Raw genomic sequence first — 25,861 nt, 5'->3', positions numbered from 1 at the left:
CCCGGTCAGGCGGCGCGTTGTCTGCGTGGTGTGCTGTCGGTTGTCGCAGCGGGTCGATGCAAGCTGCCGTACTTCAGGTTGCCAACCTGGAAGCTCGGGCGCGTCTGCGGAAACAGCCAGAAACCCGCGGACTCCGAGGACGGTGCGATATTCGGATAGCGCTCGTCACGCGGATTCGGGCCGGCGATGCACTTTTCCTGAATCATCGACAGGTACTGATCGATGCCGTATTCCAGCGTATTGCCGTTGAGGACGACCTCGGATCCGGTGACGCGCGCGTAGTGGGCGACGCCTGGAATGCTCGAACGCTCTGGGACGTAGGCATCGAGACTGACCCCGTTCTCGCTGGTGACCTTGATGCCTTCCGGGGTGTTGGCAACGATGGAGTGATTGCCTTCGGTATGCCCCTTGGTGCGCACCAGTGCGACCGAGCCGTCGCCGAGTGCGACGTCATGGTCGAGCAGGATCACGCGTTCCTCGGCGATGCCGTCGATGCCTCCGGGGCAATACCACTGCGCCTGCCACGGAATCAGTGACTGCGTGCTTTCCCATTCCTCGCGCATCACCAGCAGTTTGGCATTCGGGAAAACTGGCTGAGGGCCCCCGAGCCAGCGCGTCAGATTCTGGGTATGCAGATGGTCGTAGGTGAGGTAGTCAATGTCCTCGGGTTTGAGTCCCAGCCGTGCAAGACAGTCGAGCACGGTCGCGGTCTTGCGAAACACCATGGCTTCGCCGATGCCGGCGGCCGGACCCATGCTGTCGGTCAGCCGTTTGAAGAATGGCGTGTCGCGCTGATGCTCCCAATCCGAGGGCGACGCCAGCAGCGTCTTGATGCCGTCGGCGCTGTCGAACTGGATCACGAACAGGCGATTGACCAGATGCAGATACGGTGACAGCGCACTGAACGCGTTCAGATAGCCGTATCGAGTGGGATAGGGCACTCGGACCAGTTCCATCGATTCGTAGTAGCGCACGTGTGGGCCGGCCAGCATTGCGCGTCGAAAGTCCTTGGCCGCTTCACGGATATTGTCGATCCGCGCCAGCGGCCGGCTGGCATCGCGGGTGCCGTCGAACGGGGTCAGTCGATGGATGATGCTCACGGAGTGACTCCTGGACGACAGCGGTCGCCGTCATGGTGAACCGGTGCCGGTGTGGCACGGAAAGATCAGGGAAGTTATCTTCCCGCCATGGCTGTCGCAAGTCCTCCCGGAACGCCGCGCAAACCGTCGACCAAATCGGCAGCCGCAGCTACGCCCCGTCCACGGCGCGGCTATGCCGGGCGCAGTGCCGACCAACTGGCTGCGGAGCGCCATGAACGTCTGCTTGAGGCCGCGATCGAGCTGTTCGCCACGCGTGGCTACCACCACACGCCGATCGAAGCATTGTGCGCGCAGGCGCGTGTGACCACGCGACACTTCTATGAAGCATTCGGCAGTCGTGAAGCCTTGCTGATGGCGGCCTTCGATCTGGTGATTGCGCATACCCAACAGGTGGTCCTGCAGACCTTGGACGATCACCGCGAGGCGCCACCGGAAGTGGCGATCGAAGCAGCGATCCGTGCTTTTGTCCGTGCGTATACCGATGATCCGCGCTACGCACGCATCGCCTGCCTGGAAGTCGTGGGTGTCAGCGAGGCCGTAGCAGTCCGGCGCAGTGCAGTGATTCACGAGTTCGTGCGCCTGGTCGAGCTCTATGCTGAAGATCTGGCCGCGCGCGGACTGCTGCTGCGGCGTGATTTTCATCTTGCCGGTGTTGCGGTTGCCGGCGCATCCAATGAGCTGTTGAGCGAATGGCTGCGTGCGCCACAGCCGCCCGATCTGGACGTGGTGACTGACGAGATCCTGTTGCTGTTCCGCGCCGCGATCATGGGGGTTGGTCCGGGCGTCGCAAGCAGTGCCGAATAACGGCGGTGCGCTGAGCGACAGCCAGCGGAACCTCCGTTTTCGCGCAACCGTGCGGCGAGCTCATATCGCGTGCAGCTGAAACAGCGCGAAGCTCAGTGCCCATCCGCCGATGAGCAGGGTCACGAACAAGGTGGCAGCCAGCAGCAACGGACGGACTCCAGCCTGACGAATGGCACCGACATGCGTGCGCAGGCCCAGCGCCGCCATCGCCATGCATAGCAGCGCGGTATCGAGCCGAGTGATGGCGAGCGTCCACGCAGGCGGCAGGATCTGCATCGAGTTCAAACCGCTGACGGCGATAAATCCAAGTGCGAACCAGGGCACGGTGATGCGGTGTTGCGCGCCCGTTGCGGTGAGTGCGCCGCGTTTGCGTTGCGCTACTGACAGCGTGAGCAGGAAGGGCGCGAGCAACATGACGCGCAGCATTTTCTCGATGACTGCTGCAGCGGCTGCGCCATCGCCCACGGCCTTGCCGGCGACCACCACTTGCGCCACCTCGTGAATCGTGGCGCCGGCATAGATGCCATAGGCGTGTTCGCTCAGGCCGAGATACGGATACAGCGTCGGGTAGAGGAACATGCCGAGGGAGCCGAATACCACGACCGTCGCCACCGCGACGGACACCTTGTGTGCCTGTCCGCGGATTACGGGCTCTGCCGCCATGACCGCCGCGGCGCCGCAGATTGCGGCACCGGCGCCGATCAGCATCGACGTTTCCCGGTCGAGCCGGAACACCCGGGTGCCCAGCAGCCGCGACAGGCTGAAGATGCCGGCGACGACCAGCGCCGCCATGGCGAGCCCGGTCAGCCCGACATGGGCCAGGTCCTGAAAACTCACGCGAAAGCCGTACAGCATGACGCCCAGCCGCAGCAGCGAGCCACGGGAAAAATCGACACCGTGTGCTGTCTGTGCGGCGATGCGTGAGAACACCGTGTTTCCGACCACCACGCCAAGCATGATCGCCAGCGTCAGGCTGCTCAGCGCATGTTGCTGGGCAAACGAGTTCGTGGCAGCGGTCATGCTGATCACGGCCAACACGGCAGTCAGTCCGATTCCGGGCCACAGTGTCGCGGGCGTGATGGCGACGGGATGGCGGATCTGCTTCGTGGATGCGTGATTCATGTGCGTCTCGGAACACTGAGGCGATGCAATCTAGGCACCGAGAGCGCATGAGACAAATACATATTTTTCACATAAGCATGAGTTAGAGTTATGGCAAGAAGTTGATTTGATCCGGGAGCGGCAAGCGCGTGCGACTCAATCTCCATCTGCTGCGGATGTTCCGCGTGGTTGTCGAGCAGCAAAGCTTTTCGAGGGCCGCTGCGGTCTTGTGCGTCAGCCAACCGGCGGTATCCAAGGGCATACGCGAGCTGGAGTCGCAGCTGGACCTGCCCCTGATCGATCGCGGCAGCGGTGTCGCTGGGGGCGCGCGCGGCATTGTTCTCACCGATAGCGGGCGCGCACTGTACGAGCATGCTCGCGGCATCTTCGCTATGGAGCGCGTGGCGCTCGAAGACATTCGCGATCGTGTTGAACTCCGTCGCGGACGCCTGCGCGTAGGCGCCAGCACCACTGTTGCGGCGTACTGCCTGTCCGATGCCGTAAGCCGCTTCACGCGGCGGCACCCGCAGATCGAATTTGAACTGAAAGTGGGGAATACCGACGGCATCAGCCGGCTGATCCAGGACGGACAGATCGACGTTGCTTTCGTCGAGGGCCAGGTCGACATCGCCGGTGTCGTCGCCACGCCGTGGCGCCAGGACCCGTTGCAGATCGTTGCCGCCGCCGACGCGCCGCTGGCACGGGCACCACGTGCCGCGGCGCTGAGTGCGGAACCGTGGCTGGTGCGCGAGCCCGGTTCCGGCACGCGTCAGGCCGCTGAGGCCCTGCTGTCGGCGCTCGGGGTCAGTCCTGCGTTGCGTATCGAAATCGGCAGCAACGAAGCGATTGCGCAGGCGGTCGCCTGTGGTGCCGGAATCGCGGTGCTGCCCGCCGTTGTGGTCGCAGATCTGGTCGCGATCGGGCGGGTGCGCGTATTGAAAGTGCCGGGTCCGGCGCAGAGTGTGCGGCCGCTGTACCGCCTGGAGCTGAACAATCGCCCACGTACTCCGGCCTTGACGGCATTCCTGCAGCAGATCGCATCGGTTTGAGCCTCAAGGGGCTGTCTGCGCTGATGCTTTCGGCAGTGCGCTGACATCCTCAGGGATTCCACGCGCATCGTGGGGACTCAACGAGTCGGCGCGCGGCAGCTTAGTCCGGCGTGCTGCTGCGGCTGCTGTCCCACAGGCTGGCGCCGAGCATCAGCAGGCGCATCTGCTTCTCGGCGTTCTTGTAGATGCGCTGAATCGCGTCGGCATCGGTCTGCTCGACATCCAGCAGCAGCTCGGTTGCCGCCACCACGATGTTGACCATCATGCCCGCGAGCATCTGCAGATCGTCGCTGCTGAAGCGCTGTAGCAGCGGGAAGCGCGACAGATCCACCGCGACCTCGCCAATCCAGAGGCGAATCTCCTTGCGGATCGCGATCCGCAGAACCGAGGAGCCCGAATAGCGCTCCTTGGCGATAAAGCGGAAATGCGAACGATGCGCCTGCACGTGATCCAGAAACGTCGTTACCGACGCGCGAATCATGTGAGCGGGCGGCAGGCCGGCTTTGCGTGCGTCACGCATCATCTGATGCAGCGATTCGAACGAATCCTCGATCAGCGCGTGACCCAGCTCCTCCATGCCGGCGAAGTGACGGTAGAACCCAGCCGGGGTGATGCCGCCGACACGGGTGACCTCGCGCAGGCTCAGGCTGCTGAAACTGCGCTCGCCTTCAAGCAATTCCAGCGCGGCATCCAGCAGGCCGCGGCGGGTGCGGCGCTTGCGGTCGTCGCGTCGCCCGGAATCCGGATCATCGGCTCCGCGTGTGCGCCGCCGTCTGCCTGCTGTCGTCATAGTGAACGAAGCTTAGCATATCAAGCGTCGTTTTATAACATTAATTTCAAGTAAAACAATAACAAACGAAAAATCGGTAAACGACTGTTGACTCACATGTTGCACCGCACTAAAGTGAACACATGTTTACTGGAGTGTACGACATGTCCTTTCACAATGCCGCCTCGACCCGCCGTTCCACGTCCGCAGAGCGCGCCGCTGCATCCCCGTGGATGCGTGCCGTTTCCGCATTGACCTACCCGCTGTCGCCCGGCGATTTCATCGATTCGCTGCTGCCGCACACCCCGCGCGCCGCGCGCGGCCGCGTTGAGCACATCGAGCGCAACGGCCTGGACGCCGCGACCATCACCCTGCGCTGCCCGCGTGGCTGGCACGGCCATCAGGCCGGTCAGTTCATCAATGTGGGGGTCGATATCGATGGCGTGCGGCATACGCGCTGCTACTCGATCTCGTCGGCGCCGGAGCGTGACGACGGCTGTTTCACGATCACCGTCAAGGCGATCGACAACGGCCGCGTGTCGAATCATCTGGTCGACAACCTGATGCAGGGCGACGTCGTGCTGCTGGGCGAGCCGACCGGCGAGTTCGTGCTGCCGACGGAACTGCCGCAGAAGCTGTTGCTGATCGCAGCCGGCAGCGGCATCACGCCGGTCATCAGCATGCTGGAAAGCCTGCAGGCAAAGGATCGCATCGGCGATATCGTCGTCATTCACAGCGCGCCGTCGCCGGAGGCGATGATCTTCGGCAGTGAGCTTGAACAGATGGCACAGCGCCACGCGGGTCTGACCCTGCATCGCTTCTATACGCAGCACACCGGCGAATCGCGGCATGCCGGCGAGCACCGCGGCCGCTTTGCGCCGGCCAAGCTCAGTCGCCTGTGCCCCGACTGGCAGGATCGCCAGGTCTGGGCCTGCGGACCGGACGCGCTGCTGCAGTCGCTCGAACAGCAGTTCGACACCGCCGGCATTGCCGACCATCTGCACGTCGAGCGGTTCCGCCCAGCGCTGCGTGCCGCGGTGCCGGGTGAGGTCAAGGAAGCGCAGGTGCAGTTCAGCCGCAGCGCCGTCTCCGCTACCGGAAACGGAGCGCAGTCCCTACTGGAACTGGCCGAAGCGTCCGGCCTAAGTCCGGAACACGGCTGCCGCATGGGCATCTGCCACGGCTGCACCACCACGCTCAAAGCCGGCTGCGTGCGCGACATGCGCAACGGCGAAGTGTTCAACGAAGAAGGCGACCTGGTGCAGATCTGCGTCTGTGCGCCGGTCGGCGACGTCGACCTCGAACTCTGAAATCCCCAAAGAATTCACGTCTGGATTCCCTTCACAGCAATCCCATGAAACCGAGAACCCCGATGACACATCCGACCTATCTGACCGATGCCCAGGCTGAAGCCTTCGGTAAAGAACTCGACGCCATCCGCGACGAAGTCAAAGCCAGCCTCGGTGCCAAGGACGCGGCCTACATCCATCGCATGATCCGCATTCAGCGCGGACTCGAAGTGGCCGGACGCGCGAGCCTGTTCGCCGGTGTGCTGCCGCCATTCTGGTTGGCCGGCACCGCGATGCTCAGCGTCGCCAAGATTCTCGAAAACATGGAAGTGGGCCACAACATCATGCATGGCCAGTGGGACTGGATGAAGGACCCCAAGATCCATTCCACCAGCTGGGAGTGGGACACCGCATGCCCGGCGGACCAGTGGAAGCACTCGCACAACTACATGCATCACACCTACACCAATGTCGTCGGCATGGACCGCGACGTCGGCTACGGCATCCTGCGCATGAGCGCACATCAGGACTGGAGGGTTTGGAACCTCGGCCAGCCGGTCTACAACGCGCTGCTGGCAGGACTGTTCCAGTACGGCGTCGCACTGCACGATGTCGAATTCGATCGGGTGCTCGAGGGCAAGAAGAGCTGGCGCGACGCCTGGACGCGACTCAAAGCGGTTGGCCGCAAGACCAGCCGCCAGGCTCTGAAGGACTACGTGCTGTTCCCGTTGCTGGCGGGTCCGTTCTTCCTGTATGTCTTCAGCGGCAACGTGGTCGCCAACTTCGTGCGCAACCTGTGGGCGTACATGATCATCTTCTGCGGCCACTTCCCGGACGGCGCGCATACCTTCAAGGCCGAGGAGATCGAAAACGAAATCCGTGGTCGCTGGTACCTGCGCCAGCTGCTTGGCTCCTGCAACATCGAGGGCGGCAAGATCTTCCACATCATGTCCGGCAACCTCAGCCACCAGATCGAGCATCACATCTTCCCGGACCTGCCGAGCAACCGCTATGCGGAAGTCGCACCGCGCGTGCGCGAGATCTGCGAGCGCTACGGCCTGCCGTACAACTCCGGCTCGCTGGCACGCCAGTTCGGCACCACCACCTGGCGCGTGCTGCGACTGAGCCTGCCGGGTGGCAGCAGCCTCGAGCCGCAGGCTGTGTTGGCGTAGCCGAACGCAGTTTGGCAACGTCGCCGCTTCGTCTCGAAGCGGCGACTTTTTGCGTCTGGTGATCGGAACATCCGCGGACGAGCGAAGGCGCCCGATTCGTTGAGTTTCAGCCAGTGGCAGGGCGATCACGGATAATTCGCGCAACATATCGCCCCGAGTCGTTTGCCGTGACGCCTTCCATGAGCCTGCTGATGTACCTGCTGAGCCAGATCGCGGTCGCCAGCTGTGCGGCTGCCGCGGTGCTGGAAGCCGGCAAGAAGCGCTATGACCCTTTCGGCATGATCGTGGTGGCGACCAGCGCGGCGCTCGGCGGTGGCTCGATCCGCGACATGCTGCTGGGGCGGCCGGTGTTCTGGGTGCATGACGCGACTTATCTCGGCACCACCATCGTCGCGGCGCTGGCGACGTTCGGGCTGGCGCGGCTGGCCAAGTTGCCAGCGAAGCTGTTCCTGCTGCCGGACGCGATGGGTCTGGCGCTGTTTACCGTGACCGGCACCCGCGCCGCGCTGGTGATGGATGCGCCGTGGATTGTGGCGTCGTTCATGGGCGTGGTGACGGGCGTCATGGGCGGGGTCCTCAGAGACATGCTGTGCAATGAGGAGCCGGTCGTGTTCCAGAGCACGTTGTACGCCACCGCTTCATGGGGCGGGGCGTTGGTGTTCATCGGCCTGATGCAGCTCGAAATGGCGCCGGGGAATGCCGCGTTGATCGCGGGCTCGGCCATCTTCTGCGTCCGCCTTGCGGCGATCCGCTGGAATATCGGGCTGCCGCAGTTCTACAGCAAGTGACGCGGCTTCACGCGGTTGCTGACTGACGCCACGGCCGCAGGACATAGCGGGCCTGTGCGATCGCGACGGGTTCGCCGGTGGCATCGCGCACCGTGGATTCGAGACTGAATTCGGAGTTCCGGCCCTCATCCAGTGCGGCCCGGATCGCGACAGACTCCGCGGGATCAAACCGCGTTTCCGCCACGATCGATGTTCGTGCCGGCCGGAGAAATTCGATGTTCACCGAGCGCACGGCGGCAAAGGTCTGCGTGCGCCGTTCCAGCGGCACGATCGACATCACGACCAGTCCGCCGAGGACTTCAGCAGATGCCCACTGGATCGCGGCATGCACGGTATCGAAGTGATTGCTGTTTTCCGGGGTCAGCGGAACGGTGCAGCGGAACACCCCGTCCGAGGCAGACTCGACCACCAGCCCGATATGGTCGAACAACGGGCAGGTTGTCCGGAACCAGCTCTGCAGCTCTTTCTCGCGTTCATTCATTGCGCAATCTTCATGGGTGCGGGCGGGGAGGCGTGGGGCCCGCATGAGTCGGTTTTTCAGTTCAAGGGGGATGTCGTCGACCCGCCTTGTCATTTGGGACGTGCTGCGATCCCCTCGATGAAGTAATCGATGATTTCTTCGATGACGGCCTCGTGACTCAACGCGCCGCCCGGCCTGTGCCAGCGGACTACGGCGTTCATGGCGTTAAGGAGGGCCAGTACGACGATCTTCGGCTGGCAGCGGCGCAGACTCTTGTCGCGAATGCCTTCTTCGATGACCTCTGCGAGACCGTCGAGCAGGATGCGGTGCGTGCGGGTGTGGAGCTCCAGCGTGGCCTTGCTGAAGGTGCTGGGTTGAATGGTGGCCAGACAGCGACCGAACTCCGTATTCAGCGCCTTGCCGTACGCACGGGCTGCCATCAGGAAACGTTCGCGGCCCGTGCCGGGGAGCTGTCTGACCTCAGCCACTATCCTGCGGTTGTCCTCAGAGGCCTTGTGCAGAATCTGGGCGATGATGTCGTCCTTGCTGCGGGCGTAGTGGTACAGCGCCGGTTTCGAAATGCTGAAGCGATCGGCCAGATCGCTCAGCGCGGTTTCATGGACGCCGCGCTCGACAAAGAGACGCGCGGCTTCGCGCAAGATGAGATCGCGTTTTTCGTCGAAGCATCCCTGTCGCGGATAGCTTGAGAAACGTTCGACCAAGCTGGGCATCGGGAATTCCTGACGGTGGCTCGACTGAGCTTGACAATCTACCAAACGGTAAGTAGTTTGTCATCCCATTAACGATCGGTAAGTAGTTGCCGGATTTCGATTCTCCCACTCATCACGGACCAGGAGCCTCCCATGTCCCATGCAGTTCTCGTCGCCGGTGTCGGAATGATTCCGTTCACCAAGCCCGGCCAAAGTGAAGCGTATGACGTGATGGGGGCAAAGGCTGCCATCGCCGCACTCGCCGACGCCGGATTGCAGTACCCGCAAGTGCAGCAAGCCTTTGTCGGCTATGTCTACGGCGACTCCACCTGCGGACAGAAAGCCCTCTATCACGTGGGCATGACCGGCATTCCGGTCATCAACCTCAACAACAACTGCTCCACCGGTTCCAGCGCACTGTTTCTGGCGCGCCAGGCGATCGAAAACGGCAGCGCGGACTGTGTCATTGCATTGGGCTTCGAACAGATGCGCCCCGGAGCGCTCGGCAGCATTTTTGATGATCGCCCGAGTCCGCTGGATGATTTCAATGCGGCCTGTGACGAGTTGACCAATGCGCGTGAAGTCCCCATGGCGCTGCGCCTGTTCGGCGCCGCAGGGAAGGTCCACATGGACAAGTACGGCAGCACCCTGGAAGACCTGGCCAAGATCCGCGCAAAGTCCAGCCGGCATGCATCGAACAATCCGCTGGCGTTGTTCCGCGATGTCATTACCGCGGAGCAGGTGCTGCAGTCGCCTCCGGTGTGGCCGGGGGTGATGACGCGTCTGATGGCCTGCCCACCGACCTGCGGCGGCGCTGCGGCGATCCTCGTATCCGACACCTTTGCCCGCAAGCACGGCCTGAAGAACACGGTGCGGCTCACCGCACAGGCCATGACCACCGACTTCCCCAGCACCTTCGACAGCCGCGACATGATGAAAGTGGTTGGGTACGACATGTCGCGCGAAGCGAGCCGAAAGGTCTACGAGGCTGCAGGAATCGGACCGGACGATGTCGACGTCGTGGAACTCCATGACTGCTTTGCCCACAACGAACTCATCACCTACGAGGCGCTGGGTCTGTGTCCGGAAGGTGGCGCCCAGAAATTCATCGCCGACGGTGACAACACCTATGGCGGCAAGGTCGTGACCAACCCTTCAGGCGGACTGCTCTCGAAAGGACATCCGCTGGGCGCGACCGGACTGGCGCAATGCTACGAACTCACGCAGCAGCTTCGCGGGCGCGCAGAGGCACGCCAGGTGGAGGGGGCGAAAACCGCCTTGCAGCACAACCTTGGCCTTGGCGGCGCGTGCGTGGTCACCCTGTATCAGGCTTGAGGGGCGGTCGAGATGATTGATCGAAAATTCATTGGACATCGATTCGCGCCATCGAGCGTGGAGGTGGAGAAAGGGCAACTGAAGTTCTTTGCCCTGGCCACCGGCACCACCGATCCGGTCTACTTCGACGAAGCGGCGGCGCGTCAGGCCGGACATCCGGCACTGCCGGCGCCGCCGACGTTCGCGTTCAGTCTCGGTCTGGCCAAGCCGGACCCGTTCGATTGGATCAAAGAACTCGACATTGATCTCGGGCGCGTGCTGCACGGCGAGCAGAAGTTTGAGTATTTCGGCCAGATCTATGCCGGCGACGTCATCACGCTGCAGGCAGAAGTGGTCGATATCTATGACAAGAAGAACGGGGCCCTGGAGTTTCTGGTTCAGCGCACCACGGTGACCAACCAGCGGCAGGAACTGGTCGGAGTCATGACCTCCAGCACGGTGGTCCGGAACTGAAGGAGCTGATCATGAATCTTCCCAACTTCGACTCTGTACAAGTAGGCGACATGCTGCCGCCGCTGCAGAAGCCGCCGATCACCCGGCATACCTTGGCCCTGTTCTGCGGCGCTTCAAACGATCACAACCCCATTCACGTCGACATCGATTTTGCCAGGGCCGCGGGAATGCCGGACGTCTTCGCGCACGGCATGTTGTCCATGGCGTACCTCGGTCAGTTGCTGACGCACTGGGTGCCGCAAAGTGCGCTGCGGTCGTTCGCCGTGCGGTTCTCTTCCATTACGCAGCTCAAAGACAGCATTACCTGTCAGGGCCGGATCACGGAGAAGTTCGTCGACAACGGCGAGCATCGTGCCAGGATCGAACTCAAGGCAGTCAATCAGGACAACGACGTCAAGCTCATCGGTGAAGCGGTCGTCGCGCTCGGTCATTAATTCGGGATATCACTCATGCAGAAACTCAAGGGAAAAGTCGCTCTGGTTACCGGTTCGGGTCGGGGCATTGGGCAACAGATTGCGCTTCAGCTCGCGGCGTATGGTGCAAAGGTCGTTATCAACGATCTTGACGAGGCTCCCGCACAGGAAACCGCGGAGATGATCCGGGCTGCCGGAGGCGAGGCACTGGTCTGCGCCGGGAGTGTCACGGCGGCCGGTTTTGCAGAACGCTTCGTCGATTCCGCGATTGACGCCTTTGGCGATGTCCACATCATCGTCAACAACGCCGGCTACACCTGGGACGCGATGATCCAGAAGATGAGCGAAGAGCAGTTCGACGCGATGATCGACGTGCATCTGAAAGCGCCGTGGAAGATTCTGAAGGCGGCGTCGGAAGTGATCCGGATCAAGGCCAAGGAAGAGGCGAATCAAGGGCGGGAGGTGATTCGCAAGGTGGTGAACATTTCTTCGGTCGCCGGGACGCGCGGCAACGCGGGACAGACCAATTATTCGTCTGCCAAGGCGGGCATCGCGGGGCTCACGCGCACGCTGTCGAAGGAGTGGGGGCGCTACAAGGTCAACGTCAACGCGATCGCCTTCGGCTACATCAATACGCGCCTGACCGAGGCGACCGACGCGAAATCGGAGATCGAGGTCGAAGGCCGCAAGATCGGCGTTGGCATTCCCAAGGACAACGTCGCAGCGATCACGACGATGATCCCGATGGGGCGCGCTGGAACACCCGCCGAGGCGGCCGGCGCCGTCGTCATGCTGTGCCTGCCGGAGTCCGATTATGTTTCCGGTCAGGTGATCGAAGTCACCGGCGGCTGGTAATACACGCGGCACACAGGACACCACGGTGGCGCTTGCCGTTCGGCAGGCTCACGCTCGAAGCAAGCGTTGCCGTGGCGGCCATGCTGTAAGGCGGATGATCAACCGGCGGATGCGCTTCCGGCCGTGTCCGCGTGGGTTGAACCGGTGACGCGGCGCAGGCGCTGTTCGCGGAACAGGCGCAAGCCGAACTGCCCGGCGGGATGCGCGCAGAATCGCTCGACATCCGCGCGCGCGGCCAAAGGGGTCTGCTCCAGCGTCGGCAGGCGAATCCCATATTGGCGCGGGAGCAATACTGGTGCGGCCATGCATGCAAAGCTCAGATCGGCCGCTGTGAACTGATCGCCGCACAGGAATGGGCGCCCGTCGCTGAGGCGCTCGGCCACGCGGTCAAAGCTCTCCGTCACGACCTGAAGCCCCTGAGCAACGGCGTCGCTCGAAACCTGCAGATGTCTGCGCAGGAAAATGCGCAGCATCGGGAACAGCAGCGGTGCGACACGCTGCTGCCAGCGCGGCGTTCCCTGCGTTGCGATGTCCAGCACCTCACGCGCCGGCTGCGTGATCCAGTGATAGTAGACCCAGCGACGCGTCTCGACGCCGAGGTTTTCGTCAAAGTCGTCTTCCAGTGACTCGATCTCCGCGCGCAGCGCGGCAGGGTAGAGCTTGCGCCGCTCGCTCAGGCGCGCATCCAGAAACTTCAGGATCGCGGTGGAATCGGCGACCACGTTCGCGCCATCGACCAGCACCGGCACAAAGTCACCCGCTTTGATGGCGCGCCTCGCGCGGTAGTGGAACACCTGCAGATGCGCGTCTTCGACATAGTCCACGTCGGCATGATCCAGCGCCCAGCGCGCTTTCTCGCAGTAGTGGCTCATCGGGATCGTGATCAGGCGCATGCGGGAGTCGGTCGGTTCTGCGCTGGAGCGCGGAAGCGCCGACAGTACCTGATTCAGCGGCGTGGCTGCATGCGGTCAGGTTCAGCGTAGCGAAGAAGGCCCATGCGATGGCCACGGGGCGTGATCCAAGGCCTGATCAGGACGCCGCGCGCACACGACGCCTCGCCGCGAGAGCGCGGCCTTGATCCGGTGGTCGTTGTCGGATCGCGAGATCAGTCTGAGCTGCCTCTCACAGGTGCTGCGGCAGCTCCGCACGCAAGGCCGCGGGATCGAGATCGGTCAGCCGATGCGGCACGTCACCGGCGATCAGCTTCTGCGTCGGGACGTCCAGCGCCGCGCGCAACAGTCCGAGGAAATGCGGTTCGGCCACCAGATACAACCGATGCACCTGGTTGGAGGTCCGTAGCGCGCCCAGGCGTTCGGCGATCTGTTGCGCAAACTGCTGCGCTTCGCGCTCATGCGGAGAATATGCCTGCGTGGCCGAGCCCTGAGGGCGTGCCATGCCCACGCTCAGTCCGGGGCTGTCGCTGACCAGCTCCTGATCCTTCAGCCGGCTTTCGGGATGCGCCAGCGATTCGACTTCGATCAGCACGGCGTTGTGGCTGGCGCCGCGGTACAGCGTCGCACGCGTGCGGTCGGCGACCAGAACCGAAACCTCAACATCGGAAACAGGGGGATTTGAGTAAGTCATAGACGCCTCCACGAGCACGATTGGTGACATACACGGATATCGCCGCAGTCGGCATCATCGGCCCGCAGAGTCGGCGCCGGCGTTGATCTGAGTCATCAGCCTGGGTCTCGATCGGGACGCCTGCGAAGGTGGCGGCGCCAGCTTGTCGAGAGGCCTGCGGCAATCACGGCGCCAAGCAGTGCCAGGCCCGAGTCCTTCTGCGCATCCCAGACATCGCCCTGGGTGCCGAGATAGGCCTGACCAAGATCCGAGGCGAACACCTCGGCGGCGGACCATTCGATCGTCTCGTAAATCAGCGAAATCGTGGCGACCACGGTGACGGGCGCGACGATGCGTACTGCGCTCGATGCGCCCATCAGCTGCGGGCGTAGCACTTCGGCCAATGGCCGGTAGCACAGCAGTCCGAAGGAGAAGTGCACCAGCCGGTCGTAGTGGTTGCGCGTCACGCCGAGTAGTTCACTGATCGAGATGCCGAACAGCGATTGCGCCAGTGCGTCATACGGCACTTCGGCATAGGTGAAGTGCGAGCCGATCTCGTGCGCAATGCCGAATGTCAGCAGCAGCGCATAGGCGGTGTTGCTCAGCGGTGCACGGCGATGGCGGCGCAGCAGCCACCAGGCCGTCAGCAGCGAGAGCACATTCTCCAGCGCCCAGTCCTCGGGAAACCATGGCTTCCACGCGCAGATCAGCCACACCACGGCGAAGATCGCGGCGGCAATCGCTGGCCAGCGATTGGACATCGCAGCGTGCGGATTCATGTGCAAAGGGTGCAGCTGGCCTGCCGACGCTGCGGCCGGCGACCGGACGCGGTGTCACTCAGCGCCAATGCTGGTAGTCGTCGAGCGAAAGCGCATACGTTCCTTCGGCACTGACCACCCAGATTCTTGCCGCAGGCTCGGATTCGCTGTCGTTGTCCCAGGACTCTGGCTGCTGATTCGGCGCAAAGATGCGCGCCATATCCGCATGCAGGCGGTCCCAGCTTGGCGCGGACCGCAGTTTCTCAGTCTCCATTTCGCGCACCTTGGTTTTGATGTCTGAACTGCCGGCAATGACGCCCGGCGGCGCTTTTTTGTTTGAGTGCCAAAGCGTATTTGAGCGGGCAGGAATGATGCATTGATTTGCGTCAGGCTGACCTTTCCGGGGCGGGCGGCCTGCTGTCCGCAGTGAAAAACCCGGAAGGCATGGTGTTTGCTCGCCAAACCGTGGGGGGCGGTGCGAAGGCGATGGAGAGGTTCGTGTGATCGAGGTTTTGATGCGCCAAGGTGTGCGCGTGCCCGCGATGATGGCTGCCCTGCTGTGTTGTGGTGCATGGGCCGGGGCACCGCCTCTGGGCCTGCCGCCGTTGCCGATCCCGGCAGACAATCCGCAGACGCCGGCCAAGATCGCGCTCGGCGATGCCCTGTTTCACGACGCACGCTTCAGCAGCACTGGCGAGATCGCCTGCAAGAACTGCCATCTGGATGCCATTGCCTTCCACGACGGCCGACCCGTCGCCAAAGGCGTGCGCATGCAGCGGGGCACACGCAACGCGCCGACCGTCGTCAACGCGGCGTATTACGACTATCAGTTCTGGGACGGTCGCGCGCAGACGCTGGAGCAGCAGGCGCTGCAACCCCTGCTGAATCCGATCGAACACGGGCTGCGTTCCGAAGACGAGATTCTGAATATCGTGCGGCGCGACGCCAACTACGTCGCGCGCTTCGCCGAAGCATTCGGCGCCTCTGCGCAATCCATTACGATCACTCATCTCACGCAGGCCATCGCTGCCTACGAACGCACGCTGATCTCCGGGGACTCTGCGTTCGACCGCTGGTACTACGGCGGCGACCTGACCGCGATGAGTGATTCGGCCAAGCGCGGATTTGAAGTGTTTACAGGCCCTGGTCACTGCGCCCAATGCCACACCGTGACGCGGCAGTACGCGCTGTTCACCGATCAGGCCTTCCACAATGCCAACGCCAGCTTTGCCTTGCTCGGCGCTGATCCGGAACGGCGTGCCGCGGAATTCATGCAGGCCCGGACAGCCAATATTGATCAACGCGTATTGAGCGACCGCGAGGCGTCGGAGCTGGGGCGCTTCGCCGTGACCGGGCGGCGCGAAGACCTGGGCGCATTCAAGACGCCGAGCCTGCGCAACATCGCACGCACGCCGCCGTATCTGCACGACGGCAGTCTGAATACGCTGGAAAAGGTGGTCGAGTACTTCAACAACGGCGGCAAGCTCAATCCGCGCGATCCGGGGCCGAACCCGTTCCAGTCACCACTGATCCGTCCGCTCAATCTGAGCGCGGAGCAGAAGCGTGATCTGGTGGCGTTTCTGAAAAGCCTGACCAGTCCGGAGTACGCCGAACCGGCCTATCGGGGGTGACTGCGTTGGCGAATGCCGCCCTTTGCTGAAGCTCCGGGATCGCTACACCCGCGCTCCGTTCCGAGATGCGGGTGACGGAAAATCAGTGCCCGTAGCTGATGATGCGCGTCAGCTTCCAGATGCCGTCATCGTTGTGCCAGACCTGCACGAACTTGAAGACGCCGCAGTCGTTCACGCCGTTCTCGACATGACAGAAGCGATGGGCGCCGATCTGAATGGCGCCGTAATCCTTGATCGGATAGATCTCCGTACTGTCTGCAATCAGCGTGCGCACGGGCGGGTTCTCCTGCATGAATATCCGTGCGAAGGCATCGAGGGTCTGCTGATAGTCCGAGAGCCCCCCGGTGTCGTGATAGAACTCCAGGTCCTCATCGAAGAGGGCCTTCATGTCGTCCAGCCTTTGGTGGTTGTACGCATCGAACAATCGGGCGTCCATCTTGAGAATCGTGTCCTTCAGGTTCTCCTCTGCGCTTGCGTACGCACCGCTGAACAGCGTGGCGGTTGCAAGTAATACGAGGACGATCATTTTTCTCACGGTGTTCTCACTGATGGGGTCTGAGCGGTTCGGTGCGCGGGGGACGACTGCGGCTTTGGTGTGACGCGCCAGACCATCAGATGCCGGGTGCAGGAAAAACGTTTGAATTGCAGCACGCAACAGCTTGCGCGCCGCGGTAATTGACAGCTCGCTTTCGCCTGATTAATTTAACCATATGGTTAAATACGAAGCACAACTGGATGCGGTCTTTACAGCGCTGGCGCACCCGGCGCGGCGCGCGATGCTCGCGCGGCTGGGGCGGGGCGACGCTACGGTCAGTGAGCTGGCGGAGCCGCTGGACATGTCCATGCCCGCCGTGACCAAGCATCTGAAGGTGCTGGAGCGCGCCCGGCTGATCAGCCGCGGCCGCAACGCGCAGTGGCGGCCGTGCCGGCTGGAAACAACGCCGTTGAACGAGGCCTCCGGATGGATCGAAGAACAACGCAAGGTGTGGGAAGCGCGGCTGGATCGCCTTGAAACCTACCTGCATTCCCTGGACAAACAACCGAGGAAGAAACGATGACGAACGAACAGGATCGCGAAGTGGTACTGCAGTGGGAGATGCCGTTCCCGCCGGAACTGATCTGGACCGCGATCACCGATCCGCAGCACATGCCGCACTGGTGGGGGCCGGACGGCTTCACCGTCGAGAACCTGTCGATCGATCTGCGCGTCGGTGGCGTCTGGGCCTTCGACATGATCGGACCGGACGGCACGCGCTTCCCCAATCACGCCGTATTCACCGAGGTCACGCCGCCGTCAAAGCTGGCCTTCGATCAGGGCGACGGCCAGCGCATCTGGTTCGCATCGACCATCGTGCTGCAGGACACCGGCCACGGCACGCTGATCACCCTGCGCCATCTGTTCCCGAGCAAGGCGGAGCGTGACGAGGTGGTCGAGAAGTACGGTGCGATCGAAGGCGGCAAGCAGCACTTGGCGAAGCTGGAGGCTTACGTCAGAGCGAATCTGGTCTGAGCGCAGGAGGCACGCTATTCAAATTGGAGGGCGAATGCTGGTCATGCCGCATTCAGCGGATTGCTAGGAGATTCGCTGAATGCGGCATCGAAAGTTCGGCGACGCTTATCGCACTGACGGTTGCTGTTCCTTCGGCAACGGGTCCCGTGCGGAGAAAATCACGGAGATGATCTTCCAGCCCTGGTCAGTGCGAACGAGATGCCACATCTCGCGGCCCCAGTTCTTCTCCTCACCTCCGACCAGGACGATGTAGTCAAAGTTGACCGAGCCGACTTCGCCATCGGTGTCGATCTTGACGTTGAAGAACTTCTCTTCGGTAGGTAGCGGATCAGCGGCAATGCCCTGGATGGCCGTCAGATAGTTATTCCCGGGAAGCCGGCGGGTCTTGCGGGCCTTGGGTTTGAACTTCTGTATCCGGGCCAGCCGGGTGTCTTCGACCACGAATTGCCAGATGACCTCGTCCGGATTGGCCGAGTAGAACAAGTCTGGAAACGAATCGACATCCTTGTTCCGGAATGCGGCGCCGAAGCGTTCGACGATTTGTTGGATTGCCGCGACGTCCTTGGGGTCGTTGGGTGTGGCCTGAGCAGGTGGGCCGTAAAGCGTAACGACGATCACTGCGACGCAAATATGCCTTGCTAGGGCGGGAGTCGCCATGTGATCTATTCCAAGCTGTTCTGAACAGTAATTGGGGTCTGTCCCCTATTGTTATGAAAAGCCTGACCAGTCCGGAATATGCGGAGCCGACCTATGGTCGCGTCACGGCGTCGGCGAGCCTCACGCCGCACTGACTCTGGCGTCCCGAGCTGATCGCCGAGAAGTGAAAAATGCAGTTTCCATCGACGGCGGGCGCGGTAGCGCCGTAACAATCGTGGTCTGTCACCTATTGCGCTATTGCGCCATGTTTATTGGCCTGTATTCGCCTGAGCAGGATTTATGCACCGAATGTTCAGCGAGGGTGACGGCATTGTTTCTCCGTCTGTGTCGACCTGTAGTCGTAGCCGACACGGTCGTTCAATCGAAAAGTGCTCAAGGACAAATTGAAACTGGTAGCTCACAGCATTTCTTGCAACGCTATCAGCTCCAGGGTCTGTCGCAATATCTTCGCTGGCTTGCGTTAGTTCGTCGCGAATAACGCCGGTATCAACTAAAACAGACGAGTCTCTCAGTAACAATATTCGAAGCGTGTTCGGTAATTCATCTGCCGGCGTGACGACGGTCACCGCAACACATAGCTTAGGCAGCGTTTTGGGCATTGACTGAACGACAAGATCGCTTGAATACACTCCCATGTATGAGAGCTTATTGCCCATCTCCGTGCGTATGTCATCGCAAAAGATCGCCGTGACATGCTTTGGAACTGAAAGAGTCATTTGCCTCTCGAATTCCTAATCGCGTGAGAAATTTCCGCCAACGGAACCCCTAGGGCCTCAGAGAGCTTATCTGCCGTCGACAACATTGGCTCGCTACGCCCTTGCTCGACATTGCTCAGGTGAGGTTGGGATGTGCCAATCATCTCTGCCAAACGTGTTTGCGATATGCCTTTCGCGAGGCGTAAGTGACTTAGAGTGCGTTTGCTCTTATCTGGCTGTGCGGCTGCCGCTAGCCTCTGTCTTGCCCGGGCCAACGCATTCGCGCGGGCAGGGAGCAATTCCTGTTCACGAACGTAGTCATTGATATCGGTATAGCCTGTACGCATAGGCGCCGCGGTAACTACATATTGGAACAGCTTGATCGCAGTTCCGCTCTCGGACGTGCCGGACACGCCGAAACGCTTCATCCGCGGCCCGTCAAACGAGGTCGTCGTAAGCGGACTGGATTCGTTTCGTAATTGGGTTGTTGAGCTCATAGTCGTATTTGTCCCGCCGGACAATGGCGAGTACGTAGTACCGGTGCTCGCCACTGTGAAAGGCATACAAAATGCGATATTTCTTCAGTGATTCGAGTTCCAAAAACTTCAAGCGCCAGATGTTGTATCTGGGATACCGCAGCGCCACAAAATGTTGCGCCGAGTAAGGCTGATATGGCGCCTTGCCGTATCTGATGAATCGACTCCGAGTGAGGTCGTCGAGAATCTGCTGATTGGTCTTCGCCTCTTCTAGAAAGGTGACAATGTCTGCAGCAGCTTCCGGGTCCGAGTTCCACAACTCCTCCAGATCCAACTTACAGTCGTCGTGAAGGCAAAGGGTATAGTGTGGCGCGGCGGAGTATTCCATATCGCGGACGATATATTCAATAGTGCCGACGAACGGCTGGGCTGCTTCTATGCCCCCTGCGTTGGTGGAAATCTCCTTGCCGCATGCCCCCCCCTTTTTTCGGTAAATCTACTACGCGTGGGCGAGTTTGCCCACTTGATCTTCCGCCCCTCGGCGTTGCCACAAGCCCTGGGCCCGGGAGCCACTATCCAGTGCCATCTTTGCGGATTCTCGATACGCCCCCGTGTTACGGGGCTACTCAATACGAACGGGGCGGGGCGCGACTGGCTAACGCGGGTTGAGCAGTGCGGTATCCAGCGGCGCCGGCTCGGCGCTGCGGTTGCCCTGCGTCGCGCTGACGGTCATGCCGTGCGCGATGACGCTGTCGATCTGATCCGGGAAGCGGGCGGGCAGGGCACTGGTGTTTTCTTCGGCCCAGCTCACCATCTGATTGCCGAGCACGTCCGGGGATTCCGGCGTGAGTTTGTCCTGCCACCAGTATTCGAAGATCGCGCGTTCGTCGGTGAGGCTGACGATGCCGTAGCCGTGATCCACCCACTCGACGAACTGCACGTTCTTGTTGGCGGTGATCAGCGCGAGTTCGATGGCACGGGCGCCGACGACGCCGAGAGGATTGCCGGGTTCGAGACTGAGCGCGTTGGTCACCAGTTCATCCGCGCCGCCGCGGCCCATGGAGCTGGGCGCGAATTCGACGCCAACGGAATCGGCGCGCGTGCTGATGGGGCCGAGCGCGGCGGTGGTGGCGCGCAGGTAGCCGGCGGGCACGTTGATCGTTGTCGAGCCCTGGCGCGGGTTCGGCACCGGCAGTCCTGAGACGTAGCTGCTCAGCAGGGCGGTGTCTTCGATGAGATCCGAGCCGAGGTTGCCGTGGGCGTCGCCGGAGACGAAGACGTTGTTGCGCACGCGCAGGCTCTGCGCGTTGTCGCCGCGCAGGGTCTGGCACAGCAGGGTTCTTTCTTGGGCGTAGTCGGTCCAGCGGGAGATGCCGAGTTTGGGCGTGGGGATGCCGTCGACCACATCCGGAATGTCCACTGGCGCGAGCCAGGTCTGGTTGTTGACCACACGCCAGCGCACGCCGTTCTGCTGCGAGGCGACCATATGGCCGGTGAACCATTCGAACTGCTGGCGCCCGAACAGGCTGGGCGCGCCATCGGCGAGGTGACTGGCGTCGACCGGCAGGCCGTAGCCGGGCAGATTGCTCTGCGTGTCGATGCCGAAGAAGTCGACCATCGGGCCGTAGGGCAGCTTGCGGTAGATGAGCTTGGCGTCCGGCGGTGCGGGGTAGCTGCCGTCGTTGACCAGAATGAACTCACCGGAGCCGTCGGCTTTGACCGGGCGCGTCGGCGTCCACTCGTAGAACGCGCGGGTGGTGTCGTCCAGGGTGCAGGTGCTGGTGGCCGGATCGATGTCGCTGGCCAGCTCGTTGCCATAGCCGGTGCTGAGATCGTGGTTGTCCCAGACGATCATCCACGGATGCTGCTGGTGTGCGCGCAGAAGGTTCGGGTCCGAGCGGAACAGCGCGTAGCGGCGGCGCACTTCGTCCAGGTTCAGCCAGTCACGGTAGTCGACGTAGGCGGTGTCCTTGATGTCCTTGCGGGCGCGGACTTCTTCGTCTTCGTCGACGAAGTCGTAGATGTAGTCGCCGCAATGCAGCACCAGATCCAGATCGTTGCGGTCGGCCAGATGGCCCAGGCCGCTCCAGTAGCTGGACCAGTAGCTGGAGCAGGCGAGCACGGCGAAGCGCACTTCCTCGACCATCGTTGCCGGCGCGGTGCGGGTGCGGCCGACGATGGACGTCTGGCCGAACGCGTGGAAGCGGTAGTAGTAGGTCGTGGCCGGCGACAGGCTGGTGACGTCGACCTTCACGGTCCAGTCGCGCGAGGCTTCGGTGAGCTGGGTGCCAGACTTGAGCACGCTGACGAAATCCGGCGTCGCCGAGACTTCCCAGTCGACCGGGATCTGTGACGCCGATGGGGTGGATTCGGTGATGCGCGTCCACAGGATCACGCGGTCGGCCAGCGGATCGCCCGAGGCGACGCCGTGCGCGAACGGCAGCGGCAGCACCAGCGGAAAGTCCATGCCGGTGTCGTCCAGATTGCCGCCTGATGATCCCGAGCGGCCGGGGCCGCTGCTGTCGCCGCAGCCGGGCAGCAGCGGTGCGGTCAGCAGCAGTGCGCCGGATTTGAGGAATTGGCGACGTTTCATCATGGTCTGGTGTGTCCGTTCGATCGTCCGCGTGATGCGGCACAGCCCGCCGCAGTGTGCCACCGCCGCATGTCAGCTGTGTGGAAGCTGACCGGCCGGACCGTCGGGGTTGGCAGCGTCGTCATTGGGGCTGTGGCATCGCTGCTCGTACACTGGTGCCATAACGAGATTGATGCGAGGAGAGTCCCCCATGCGCCCGATGCCGACACTGTGGTTGCGGCCCCTGCTACTGGCCGCGCTGCTGCTGCCGCAGCTGGCGCTGGCGATTCCGGAAGGTCCGGACTATCCGTCACCGGAGTGGACTGCGCGCGAGGCGGAGAATTTCGCGCGCATGGGCGCGGGCGTCAGCGAGCCGGTGAGCAACCCGGCGCTGGGTGTGCGCTGGACTGAGCAGAGCCTGCTGAACTTCCAGTCCTATCTGCAGCGCAGCATCGACGATCCGAGCTGGTCGCTCTCCGGCGCGGTGAATCTGCCAGTGGCGCCGTTATGCGCCACCTGGTCATTGCCATGCACCGGTGATCCGTTCATCTATCCCGGCATCGATGCGGTCTACGACGAAATCGACGTTGCGCCGGTGGTGTTCTACGACCGTGAGTGCGCGCGTCTGTCTGGCCGGGTGTGGTCGCCGAAGCAGGGCACGAATCTGCCGGGCATCGTCATCATCAACGGCTCGGTACAGGCGCCGGAGACTTTGTATTGGTGGGCGGCCAAGCTGCTGGTGCAGGCGGGTTATCAGGTGATGACCTTCGACCCGCGCGGGCAGGGCCGCTCCGACAACACCGCGCCCAGCGGCGAGCCAGGCACCAATTTGAATCCGTCGGTGTTCTGGGAGGGATTGGTCGACGCCATCGATTTCTTCCACTCCAGCAGCGTGCAGCCATACCCGCACAACCTGAGCTGTGCCGGCACGTACCCGACTGAGGTCACCGCGTTCAATCCGCTGGGCGAGCGTCTGGATCACACGCGGCTGGGCATTGCCGGGCATTCGATGGGGGCCGGTGCGGTCACGATCGTGCAGAGCTACGGTGCTGAGGGCGCGGAGCCGTGGCCGGGCTTGATCGACGCGAGCAATCCGGTCGACGCGGTCGTGGCCTGGGATGCGCTGGGCGATCCGGCGCATCCGCTCAACGCCAATGCGCTGGGTGCGCTGCCGGTGGACGAAAGCGGCGGCGCTGTCGACGGCAGTCTGCTGGTCGGCACCCCGCTGGAGGACTTCGTGCTCAGTACGCCGGGGATCAATGCCTTGCTCGGCGGGCTGGTGGCGACGCCGGTGCCGGCGATCGTGCCGCGCGTGCCGAGTCTGGGCTTCACCTCCGAATATGGTTTTGCGATCGGGCCGTATACCGCGCCGCCCGATCCGGACCGGTTCACCGGGCGTGCGGTGGCGGCGTGGCGCGCGGTGAATGTGCCAGTGGCGGAGATCGTCATTGCTGGCAGCACGCATCTGGATTTTTCATTGCTGCCGACATTCCCGGCGACGTCGTGGTGTCCGGAGGTGGTCGACAACACCTGTGTCGGAGGCTGGGGACGGCCGATGATCGAGCACTACACGCTGGCGTGGTTCGACCGCTGGCTCAAGCGCGGCGGCGAGACCGGTTTTGCCGATGCGGATGCGCGATTATTGGCCGATGCCGATTGGCAGGAACGCTACAGCTTCTACTACCGCTCCGCGAGGGTGTTCCCTGACCGTGGCGGACAGGCCCATGTCTGCGACGACATTCGGGCCGGTTGCAGCGATCTCGGTGCTGGCCTGGGCGCGGATTTCAGGGAGAGCAGCGGTGGGGCCGCAGGGCTGACGACGCTGCTGGGCTTGAGTGCGTTGGCGGCATTGCGCCGCCGCCGAGCTCCAGCCGGAATTTTCTAAAGAAGAGCGGGCGTCACGCCAAGCATGACGCCCGCAGGGGCAGAGAGACAGGAGCGGTTGAAGCGTTTAGTGCTTCAACGCGGATTTGACGTTGGCGTAGCCGGTCTTCAGCGCGTCGACCATCATGCCGACGGCGGTTTCGGCGTCCTTGGTGGATTCGCCTGCTGCGGCTTCGGCGTGCTTGACCTTGGCTTCAAGTTCACTCCACTGCGCTTCCAGAGCCTGCCAGCGGTCCTTGGCTTCGGCGGCGAGCAGGTGCGACTGCAGCTTGATTTCGTCGCGCAGCAGCTTGAGCAGTTTGAGGTCGTTCTGAAGAGCGGTATCGAGTCGGGACATGGCATCACTTCCATGAGGGTTAGGTTGTGCATCAAGTCTCCATGGTCGCAGCCGGCGGTGCCTTGATCTGGGTCAGCGGGCTGTGCGCGGCGCCTAACAGGCAAATCCCTGGCTGCGTGCCAGCGCCTGCAGGCTTTCGATCTCGCGGGCATGCGCGGCCATTGAGTCGGTCATGCCGGCGGCTTTGCTGGTGAACGCGCAGATCTGCGACTGACCGGCATTGCTCGGGACGTCGAAGGCCGGAGCATCGCTGCGCGGGGCGCTGTCGAAGTCCAGCGCATAGGCCAGATTGTTCGTGGTCGCCGCACGCACGCCCAGCGGCGGCAGGCCCCAGCGCCATTCCATGAACTTGAGAATGGAGTTGGGTTCCAGCAGCGCCTTCTCGACGTAGCCCTTGCGCACGCGCGGGCCGATCAGCACGCACGGCGTGCGGATGCCGAGGCGGCCGTCGTTGCCAATCGCGGCTTCTTCCTCGGACACCGGCATCAACGGCGGTTCGACATGATCGAAGAAGCCGCCCCATTCGTCGTAGTTGATGACGAGCAGTGTCCTGTCCCAGGTCGGAGCGTTGCGCAGGGCGTTGTAGATATCGTTGAGAAACGCCTGGCCATTGCGCACGTCGGCGTGCGGGTGATCGTCGTTGCACAGATGATCGAGTCCGTCCTGGTAGAAGAACGGGTCGATATAGGTGATGTTGGGCAACAGGCCGGCGGCGGCTTCCAGCGCGAAGCTGGCATACGGCCGCGAGATGCCGAGGTACTTTGTGCCCCAGATCGCCGTGTACGGCAGGTTGTTGTAGTAGTAGCCGGTGCGCACGCCGGCGGCGCGGGCATCGTCCCAGATCGTCGGCAGGGTCGAGATCTTGGGGATCGGGTCGAGTGCGCCGCTGCTGTTGTTGGTGCGGTCGGACTGGCCGCTGTGCATGTACATGCGGTTGGACTGGGTCGAGGCCAGCATCGCGCTGTGATAGCGGTCGCAGATGGTCCAGTGTTCGGCGCAGCCCTTGTAGAACGGCAGATCGTCGGCGGTGTAGTAGCCGATGGGAAACAGATCGCCGACCGGGGTGTCGCGCAGGAACTGATCCATCTTGCCGCCATTGAGAATGGCGTGGCCGTGATCGTAGCCGTGCGGCGGATCTTCGAGGCCGCAGCCCTGATAGTCCGGCGTCAGGTGGTGCGTGGACTGCATCACGCCGTTGGTGTCCGGGTACTGCAATCCGGCCTGACGTCCGTTGGCGCCCGGCACCCAGCCGAGCATGTGGTCGAAGGAGCGGTTCTCCATCGTCACCACGACAATGTGATCGATGCCGGAATCCTCCGGCGCCGGCAGGCTGCGCGGCTGCGCAACGGCGGATGCCGCATCATCGCTGCCGCCGCAGGCGGCAAGCAGGCCGGAGGCCATGCCGGCGCCAATCATGCCGGTCTGGCGCAGAAAGTCCCTTCGATCCATCGGTGGTGCCACGGTTCGCCCCTGTAAGTGT

At 62.7% G+C, this 25,861-nt stretch carries 30 protein-coding genes; 13 read left to right on the top strand and 17 right to left on the bottom strand.

Features of this window, described 5'->3' with window-relative positions:
• Window positions 1-5 precede the first annotated feature (5 nt).
• On the bottom strand, window positions 6-1,100 hold the full coding sequence (locus tag E4T66_RS04535; RefSeq protein ID WP_136847717.1) for an MBL fold metallo-hydrolase: 1,095 nt from the start codon (window positions 1,098-1,100) through the stop codon (window positions 6-8).
• An 87-nt stretch (window positions 1,101-1,187) separates the two neighbouring features.
• Here E4T66_RS04535 and E4T66_RS04530 point away from each other — a divergent pair, with 87 nt between their 5' ends.
• The gene (locus E4T66_RS04530) at window positions 1,188-1,904 is read left to right on the top strand and encodes a TetR/AcrR family transcriptional regulator (protein ID WP_136847716.1); all 717 of its coding nucleotides are present in this window, start codon (window positions 1,188-1,190) and stop codon (window positions 1,902-1,904) included.
• A gap of 60 nt (window positions 1,905-1,964) precedes the next feature.
• Here the strand turns inward: E4T66_RS04530 and E4T66_RS04525 are convergent, their stop codons facing one another.
• Window positions 1,965-3,026, bottom strand: a complete 1,062-nt coding sequence (locus E4T66_RS04525; protein WP_136847715.1) for a YeiH family protein — start codon at window positions 3,024-3,026, stop codon at window positions 1,965-1,967.
• A 128-nt stretch (window positions 3,027-3,154) separates the two neighbouring features.
• Between E4T66_RS04525 and E4T66_RS04520 the strand changes: the two genes are divergently transcribed.
• Window positions 3,155-4,054: a LysR substrate-binding domain-containing protein gene (locus tag E4T66_RS04520; RefSeq protein WP_211242763.1), complete on the top strand. Its 900-nt coding sequence runs from the start codon at window positions 3,155-3,157 to the stop codon at window positions 4,052-4,054.
• Between the two features lie 100 nt (window positions 4,055-4,154).
• On the opposite strand, the gene fabR is transcribed toward E4T66_RS04520, so the two are convergent.
• Window positions 4,155-4,844: an HTH-type transcriptional repressor FabR gene (fabR, locus tag E4T66_RS04515; RefSeq protein ID WP_136847714.1), complete on the bottom strand. Its 690-nt coding sequence runs from the start codon at window positions 4,842-4,844 to the stop codon at window positions 4,155-4,157.
• Window positions 4,845-4,987: 143 nt separating this feature from the next.
• Here fabR and E4T66_RS04510 point away from each other — a divergent pair, with 143 nt between their 5' ends.
• The 3 genes from E4T66_RS04510 to E4T66_RS04500 all read left to right on the top strand — a co-directional run bounded on the left by E4T66_RS04510 (window position 4,988) and on the right by E4T66_RS04500 (window position 8,072).
• Window positions 4,988-6,133, top strand: coding sequence for a ferredoxin reductase (locus E4T66_RS04510; protein ID WP_169577471.1), 1,146 nt, complete (start codon window positions 4,988-4,990; stop codon window positions 6,131-6,133).
• A 62-nt stretch (window positions 6,134-6,195) separates the two neighbouring features.
• Complete coding sequence (locus tag E4T66_RS04505; RefSeq protein ID WP_136847712.1) at window positions 6,196-7,284, top strand: fatty acid desaturase family protein; 1,089 nt, start codon at window positions 6,196-6,198, stop codon at window positions 7,282-7,284.
• Window positions 7,285-7,451: 167 nt separating this feature from the next.
• A complete protein-coding gene (locus E4T66_RS04500; RefSeq protein WP_211242762.1) occupies window positions 7,452-8,072 on the top strand; it encodes a trimeric intracellular cation channel family protein in 621 nt (206 codons plus the stop codon).
• Between the two features lie 7 nt (window positions 8,073-8,079).
• Here E4T66_RS04500 and E4T66_RS04495 read toward each other — a convergent pair whose 3' ends face one another.
• A complete protein-coding gene (locus E4T66_RS04495; protein ID WP_169577470.1) occupies window positions 8,080-8,553 on the bottom strand; it encodes a PaaI family thioesterase in 474 nt (157 codons plus the stop codon).
• An 89-nt stretch (window positions 8,554-8,642) separates the two neighbouring features.
• Window positions 8,643-9,263, bottom strand: coding sequence for a TetR/AcrR family transcriptional regulator (locus E4T66_RS04490; RefSeq protein WP_136847710.1), 621 nt, complete (start codon window positions 9,261-9,263; stop codon window positions 8,643-8,645).
• Between the two features lie 132 nt (window positions 9,264-9,395).
• On the opposite strand from E4T66_RS04490, the gene E4T66_RS04485 reads away from it, so the two are divergent.
• The 4 genes from E4T66_RS04485 to E4T66_RS04470 are packed head-to-tail and all read left to right on the top strand — an operon-like array spanning window position 9,396 to window position 12,298.
• Window positions 9,396-10,577 carry a lipid-transfer protein gene (locus E4T66_RS04485; RefSeq protein WP_136847709.1) on the top strand — a complete coding sequence of 394 codons (1,182 nt, stop codon included), beginning with the start codon at window positions 9,396-9,398 and terminating at the stop codon, window positions 10,575-10,577.
• Between the two features lie 12 nt (window positions 10,578-10,589).
• The gene (locus tag E4T66_RS04480) at window positions 10,590-11,030 is read left to right on the top strand and encodes a MaoC family dehydratase N-terminal domain-containing protein (protein ID WP_136847708.1); all 441 of its coding nucleotides are present in this window, start codon (window positions 10,590-10,592) and stop codon (window positions 11,028-11,030) included.
• Window positions 11,031-11,041: 11 nt separating this feature from the next.
• Window positions 11,042-11,464 (top strand): MaoC family dehydratase, encoded by a 423-nt coding sequence (locus tag E4T66_RS04475; protein WP_136847707.1) that lies wholly within the window; start codon window positions 11,042-11,044, stop codon window positions 11,462-11,464.
• A gap of 15 nt (window positions 11,465-11,479) precedes the next feature.
• Window positions 11,480-12,298 carry an SDR family NAD(P)-dependent oxidoreductase gene (locus tag E4T66_RS04470; protein WP_136847706.1) on the top strand — a complete coding sequence of 273 codons (819 nt, stop codon included), beginning with the start codon at window positions 11,480-11,482 and terminating at the stop codon, window positions 12,296-12,298.
• Window positions 12,299-12,396: 98 nt separating this feature from the next.
• Here the strand turns inward: E4T66_RS04470 and E4T66_RS04465 are convergent, their stop codons facing one another.
• The 4 genes from E4T66_RS04465 to E4T66_RS04450 all read right to left on the bottom strand — a co-directional run bounded on the left by E4T66_RS04465 (window position 12,397) and on the right by E4T66_RS04450 (window position 14,893).
• Window positions 12,397-13,191, bottom strand: coding sequence for a glutathione S-transferase family protein (locus E4T66_RS04465; protein WP_136847705.1), 795 nt, complete (start codon window positions 13,189-13,191; stop codon window positions 12,397-12,399).
• A gap of 229 nt (window positions 13,192-13,420) precedes the next feature.
• Complete coding sequence (locus E4T66_RS04460) at window positions 13,421-13,882, bottom strand: host attachment protein (protein ID WP_169577469.1); 462 nt, start codon at window positions 13,880-13,882, stop codon at window positions 13,421-13,423.
• A 95-nt stretch (window positions 13,883-13,977) separates the two neighbouring features.
• Window positions 13,978-14,640 carry a DUF2238 domain-containing protein gene (locus E4T66_RS04455; protein ID WP_136847703.1) on the bottom strand — a complete coding sequence of 221 codons (663 nt, stop codon included), beginning with the start codon at window positions 14,638-14,640 and terminating at the stop codon, window positions 13,978-13,980.
• 58 nt (window positions 14,641-14,698) lie between these two features.
• Entirely contained in the window at window positions 14,699-14,893 is a 195-nt protein-coding gene (locus E4T66_RS04450) for a hypothetical protein (protein WP_136847702.1), read from the bottom strand.
• A 226-nt stretch (window positions 14,894-15,119) separates the two neighbouring features.
• Here E4T66_RS04450 and E4T66_RS04445 point away from each other — a divergent pair, with 226 nt between their 5' ends.
• Window positions 15,120-16,250 carry a cytochrome-c peroxidase gene (locus E4T66_RS04445; protein ID WP_211242761.1) on the top strand — a complete coding sequence of 377 codons (1,131 nt, stop codon included), beginning with the start codon at window positions 15,120-15,122 and terminating at the stop codon, window positions 16,248-16,250.
• Window positions 16,251-16,332: 82 nt separating this feature from the next.
• Here the strand turns inward: E4T66_RS04445 and E4T66_RS04440 are convergent, their stop codons facing one another.
• Window positions 16,333-16,905 carry a nuclear transport factor 2 family protein gene (locus E4T66_RS04440; protein WP_136847701.1) on the bottom strand — a complete coding sequence of 191 codons (573 nt, stop codon included), beginning with the start codon at window positions 16,903-16,905 and terminating at the stop codon, window positions 16,333-16,335.
• A 55-nt stretch (window positions 16,906-16,960) separates the two neighbouring features.
• On the opposite strand from E4T66_RS04440, the gene E4T66_RS04435 reads away from it, so the two are divergent.
• Window positions 16,961-17,308: an ArsR/SmtB family transcription factor gene (locus tag E4T66_RS04435; protein ID WP_136847700.1), complete on the top strand. Its 348-nt coding sequence runs from the start codon at window positions 16,961-16,963 to the stop codon at window positions 17,306-17,308.
• Window positions 17,305-17,760 carry an SRPBCC domain-containing protein gene (locus tag E4T66_RS04430; RefSeq protein ID WP_136847699.1) on the top strand — a complete coding sequence of 152 codons (456 nt, stop codon included), beginning with the start codon at window positions 17,305-17,307 and terminating at the stop codon, window positions 17,758-17,760. The genes E4T66_RS04435 and E4T66_RS04430 overlap by 4 nt, the downstream gene beginning before the upstream one ends.
• Window positions 17,761-17,865: 105 nt before the next feature.
• On the opposite strand, the gene E4T66_RS04425 is transcribed toward E4T66_RS04430, so the two are convergent.
• The 5 genes from E4T66_RS04425 to E4T66_RS04415 form a co-directional block, all read right to left on the bottom strand.
• Window positions 17,866-18,417: a Cif family virulence factor gene (locus E4T66_RS04425; protein ID WP_211242760.1), complete on the bottom strand. Its 552-nt coding sequence runs from the start codon at window positions 18,415-18,417 to the stop codon at window positions 17,866-17,868.
• A gap of 248 nt (window positions 18,418-18,665) precedes the next feature.
• Entirely contained in the window at window positions 18,666-19,133 is a 468-nt protein-coding gene (locus E4T66_RS21910) for a DUF6941 family protein (protein ID WP_441347693.1), read from the bottom strand.
• A complete protein-coding gene (locus tag E4T66_RS21835; protein ID WP_367396746.1) occupies window positions 19,130-19,459 on the bottom strand; it encodes a helix-turn-helix domain-containing protein in 330 nt (109 codons plus the stop codon). Before E4T66_RS21835 ends, E4T66_RS21910 begins: the two co-directional genes overlap by 4 nt.
• A gap of 91 nt (window positions 19,460-19,550) precedes the next feature.
• Entirely contained in the window at window positions 19,551-19,976 is a 426-nt protein-coding gene (locus E4T66_RS21275; protein ID WP_211242759.1) for a hypothetical protein, read from the bottom strand.
• 267 nt (window positions 19,977-20,243) lie between these two features.
• Entirely contained in the window at window positions 20,244-22,181 is a 1,938-nt protein-coding gene (locus E4T66_RS04415; protein WP_248679430.1) for an alkaline phosphatase D family protein, read from the bottom strand.
• Between the two features lie 190 nt (window positions 22,182-22,371).
• Here E4T66_RS04415 and E4T66_RS04410 point away from each other — a divergent pair, with 190 nt between their 5' ends.
• Window positions 22,372-24,045 carry an alpha/beta fold hydrolase gene (locus tag E4T66_RS04410; RefSeq protein ID WP_136847696.1) on the top strand — a complete coding sequence of 558 codons (1,674 nt, stop codon included), beginning with the start codon at window positions 22,372-22,374 and terminating at the stop codon, window positions 24,043-24,045.
• A 66-nt stretch (window positions 24,046-24,111) separates the two neighbouring features.
• On the opposite strand, the gene E4T66_RS04405 is transcribed toward E4T66_RS04410, so the two are convergent.
• Both E4T66_RS04405 and E4T66_RS04400 read right to left on the bottom strand, forming a co-directional pair.
• A complete protein-coding gene (locus E4T66_RS04405; protein WP_136847695.1) occupies window positions 24,112-24,381 on the bottom strand; it encodes a hypothetical protein in 270 nt (89 codons plus the stop codon).
• Window positions 24,382-24,474: 93 nt separating this feature from the next.
• Window positions 24,475-25,830 (bottom strand): alkaline phosphatase family protein, encoded by a 1,356-nt coding sequence (locus E4T66_RS04400; protein WP_136848059.1) that lies wholly within the window; start codon window positions 25,828-25,830, stop codon window positions 24,475-24,477.
• Window positions 25,831-25,861: the final 31 nt, after the last annotated feature.

Origin of the sequence: Sinimarinibacterium arenosum (assembly GCF_005047655.1) — a bacterium.
In the GTDB taxonomy this organism is placed as follows: Bacteria; Pseudomonadota; Gammaproteobacteria; order Nevskiales; family Nevskiaceae; genus Solimonas.
The sequence above is the reverse complement of the archived record's forward strand: the minus strand, read 5'-3'. Positions and strand labels throughout refer to the sequence as shown.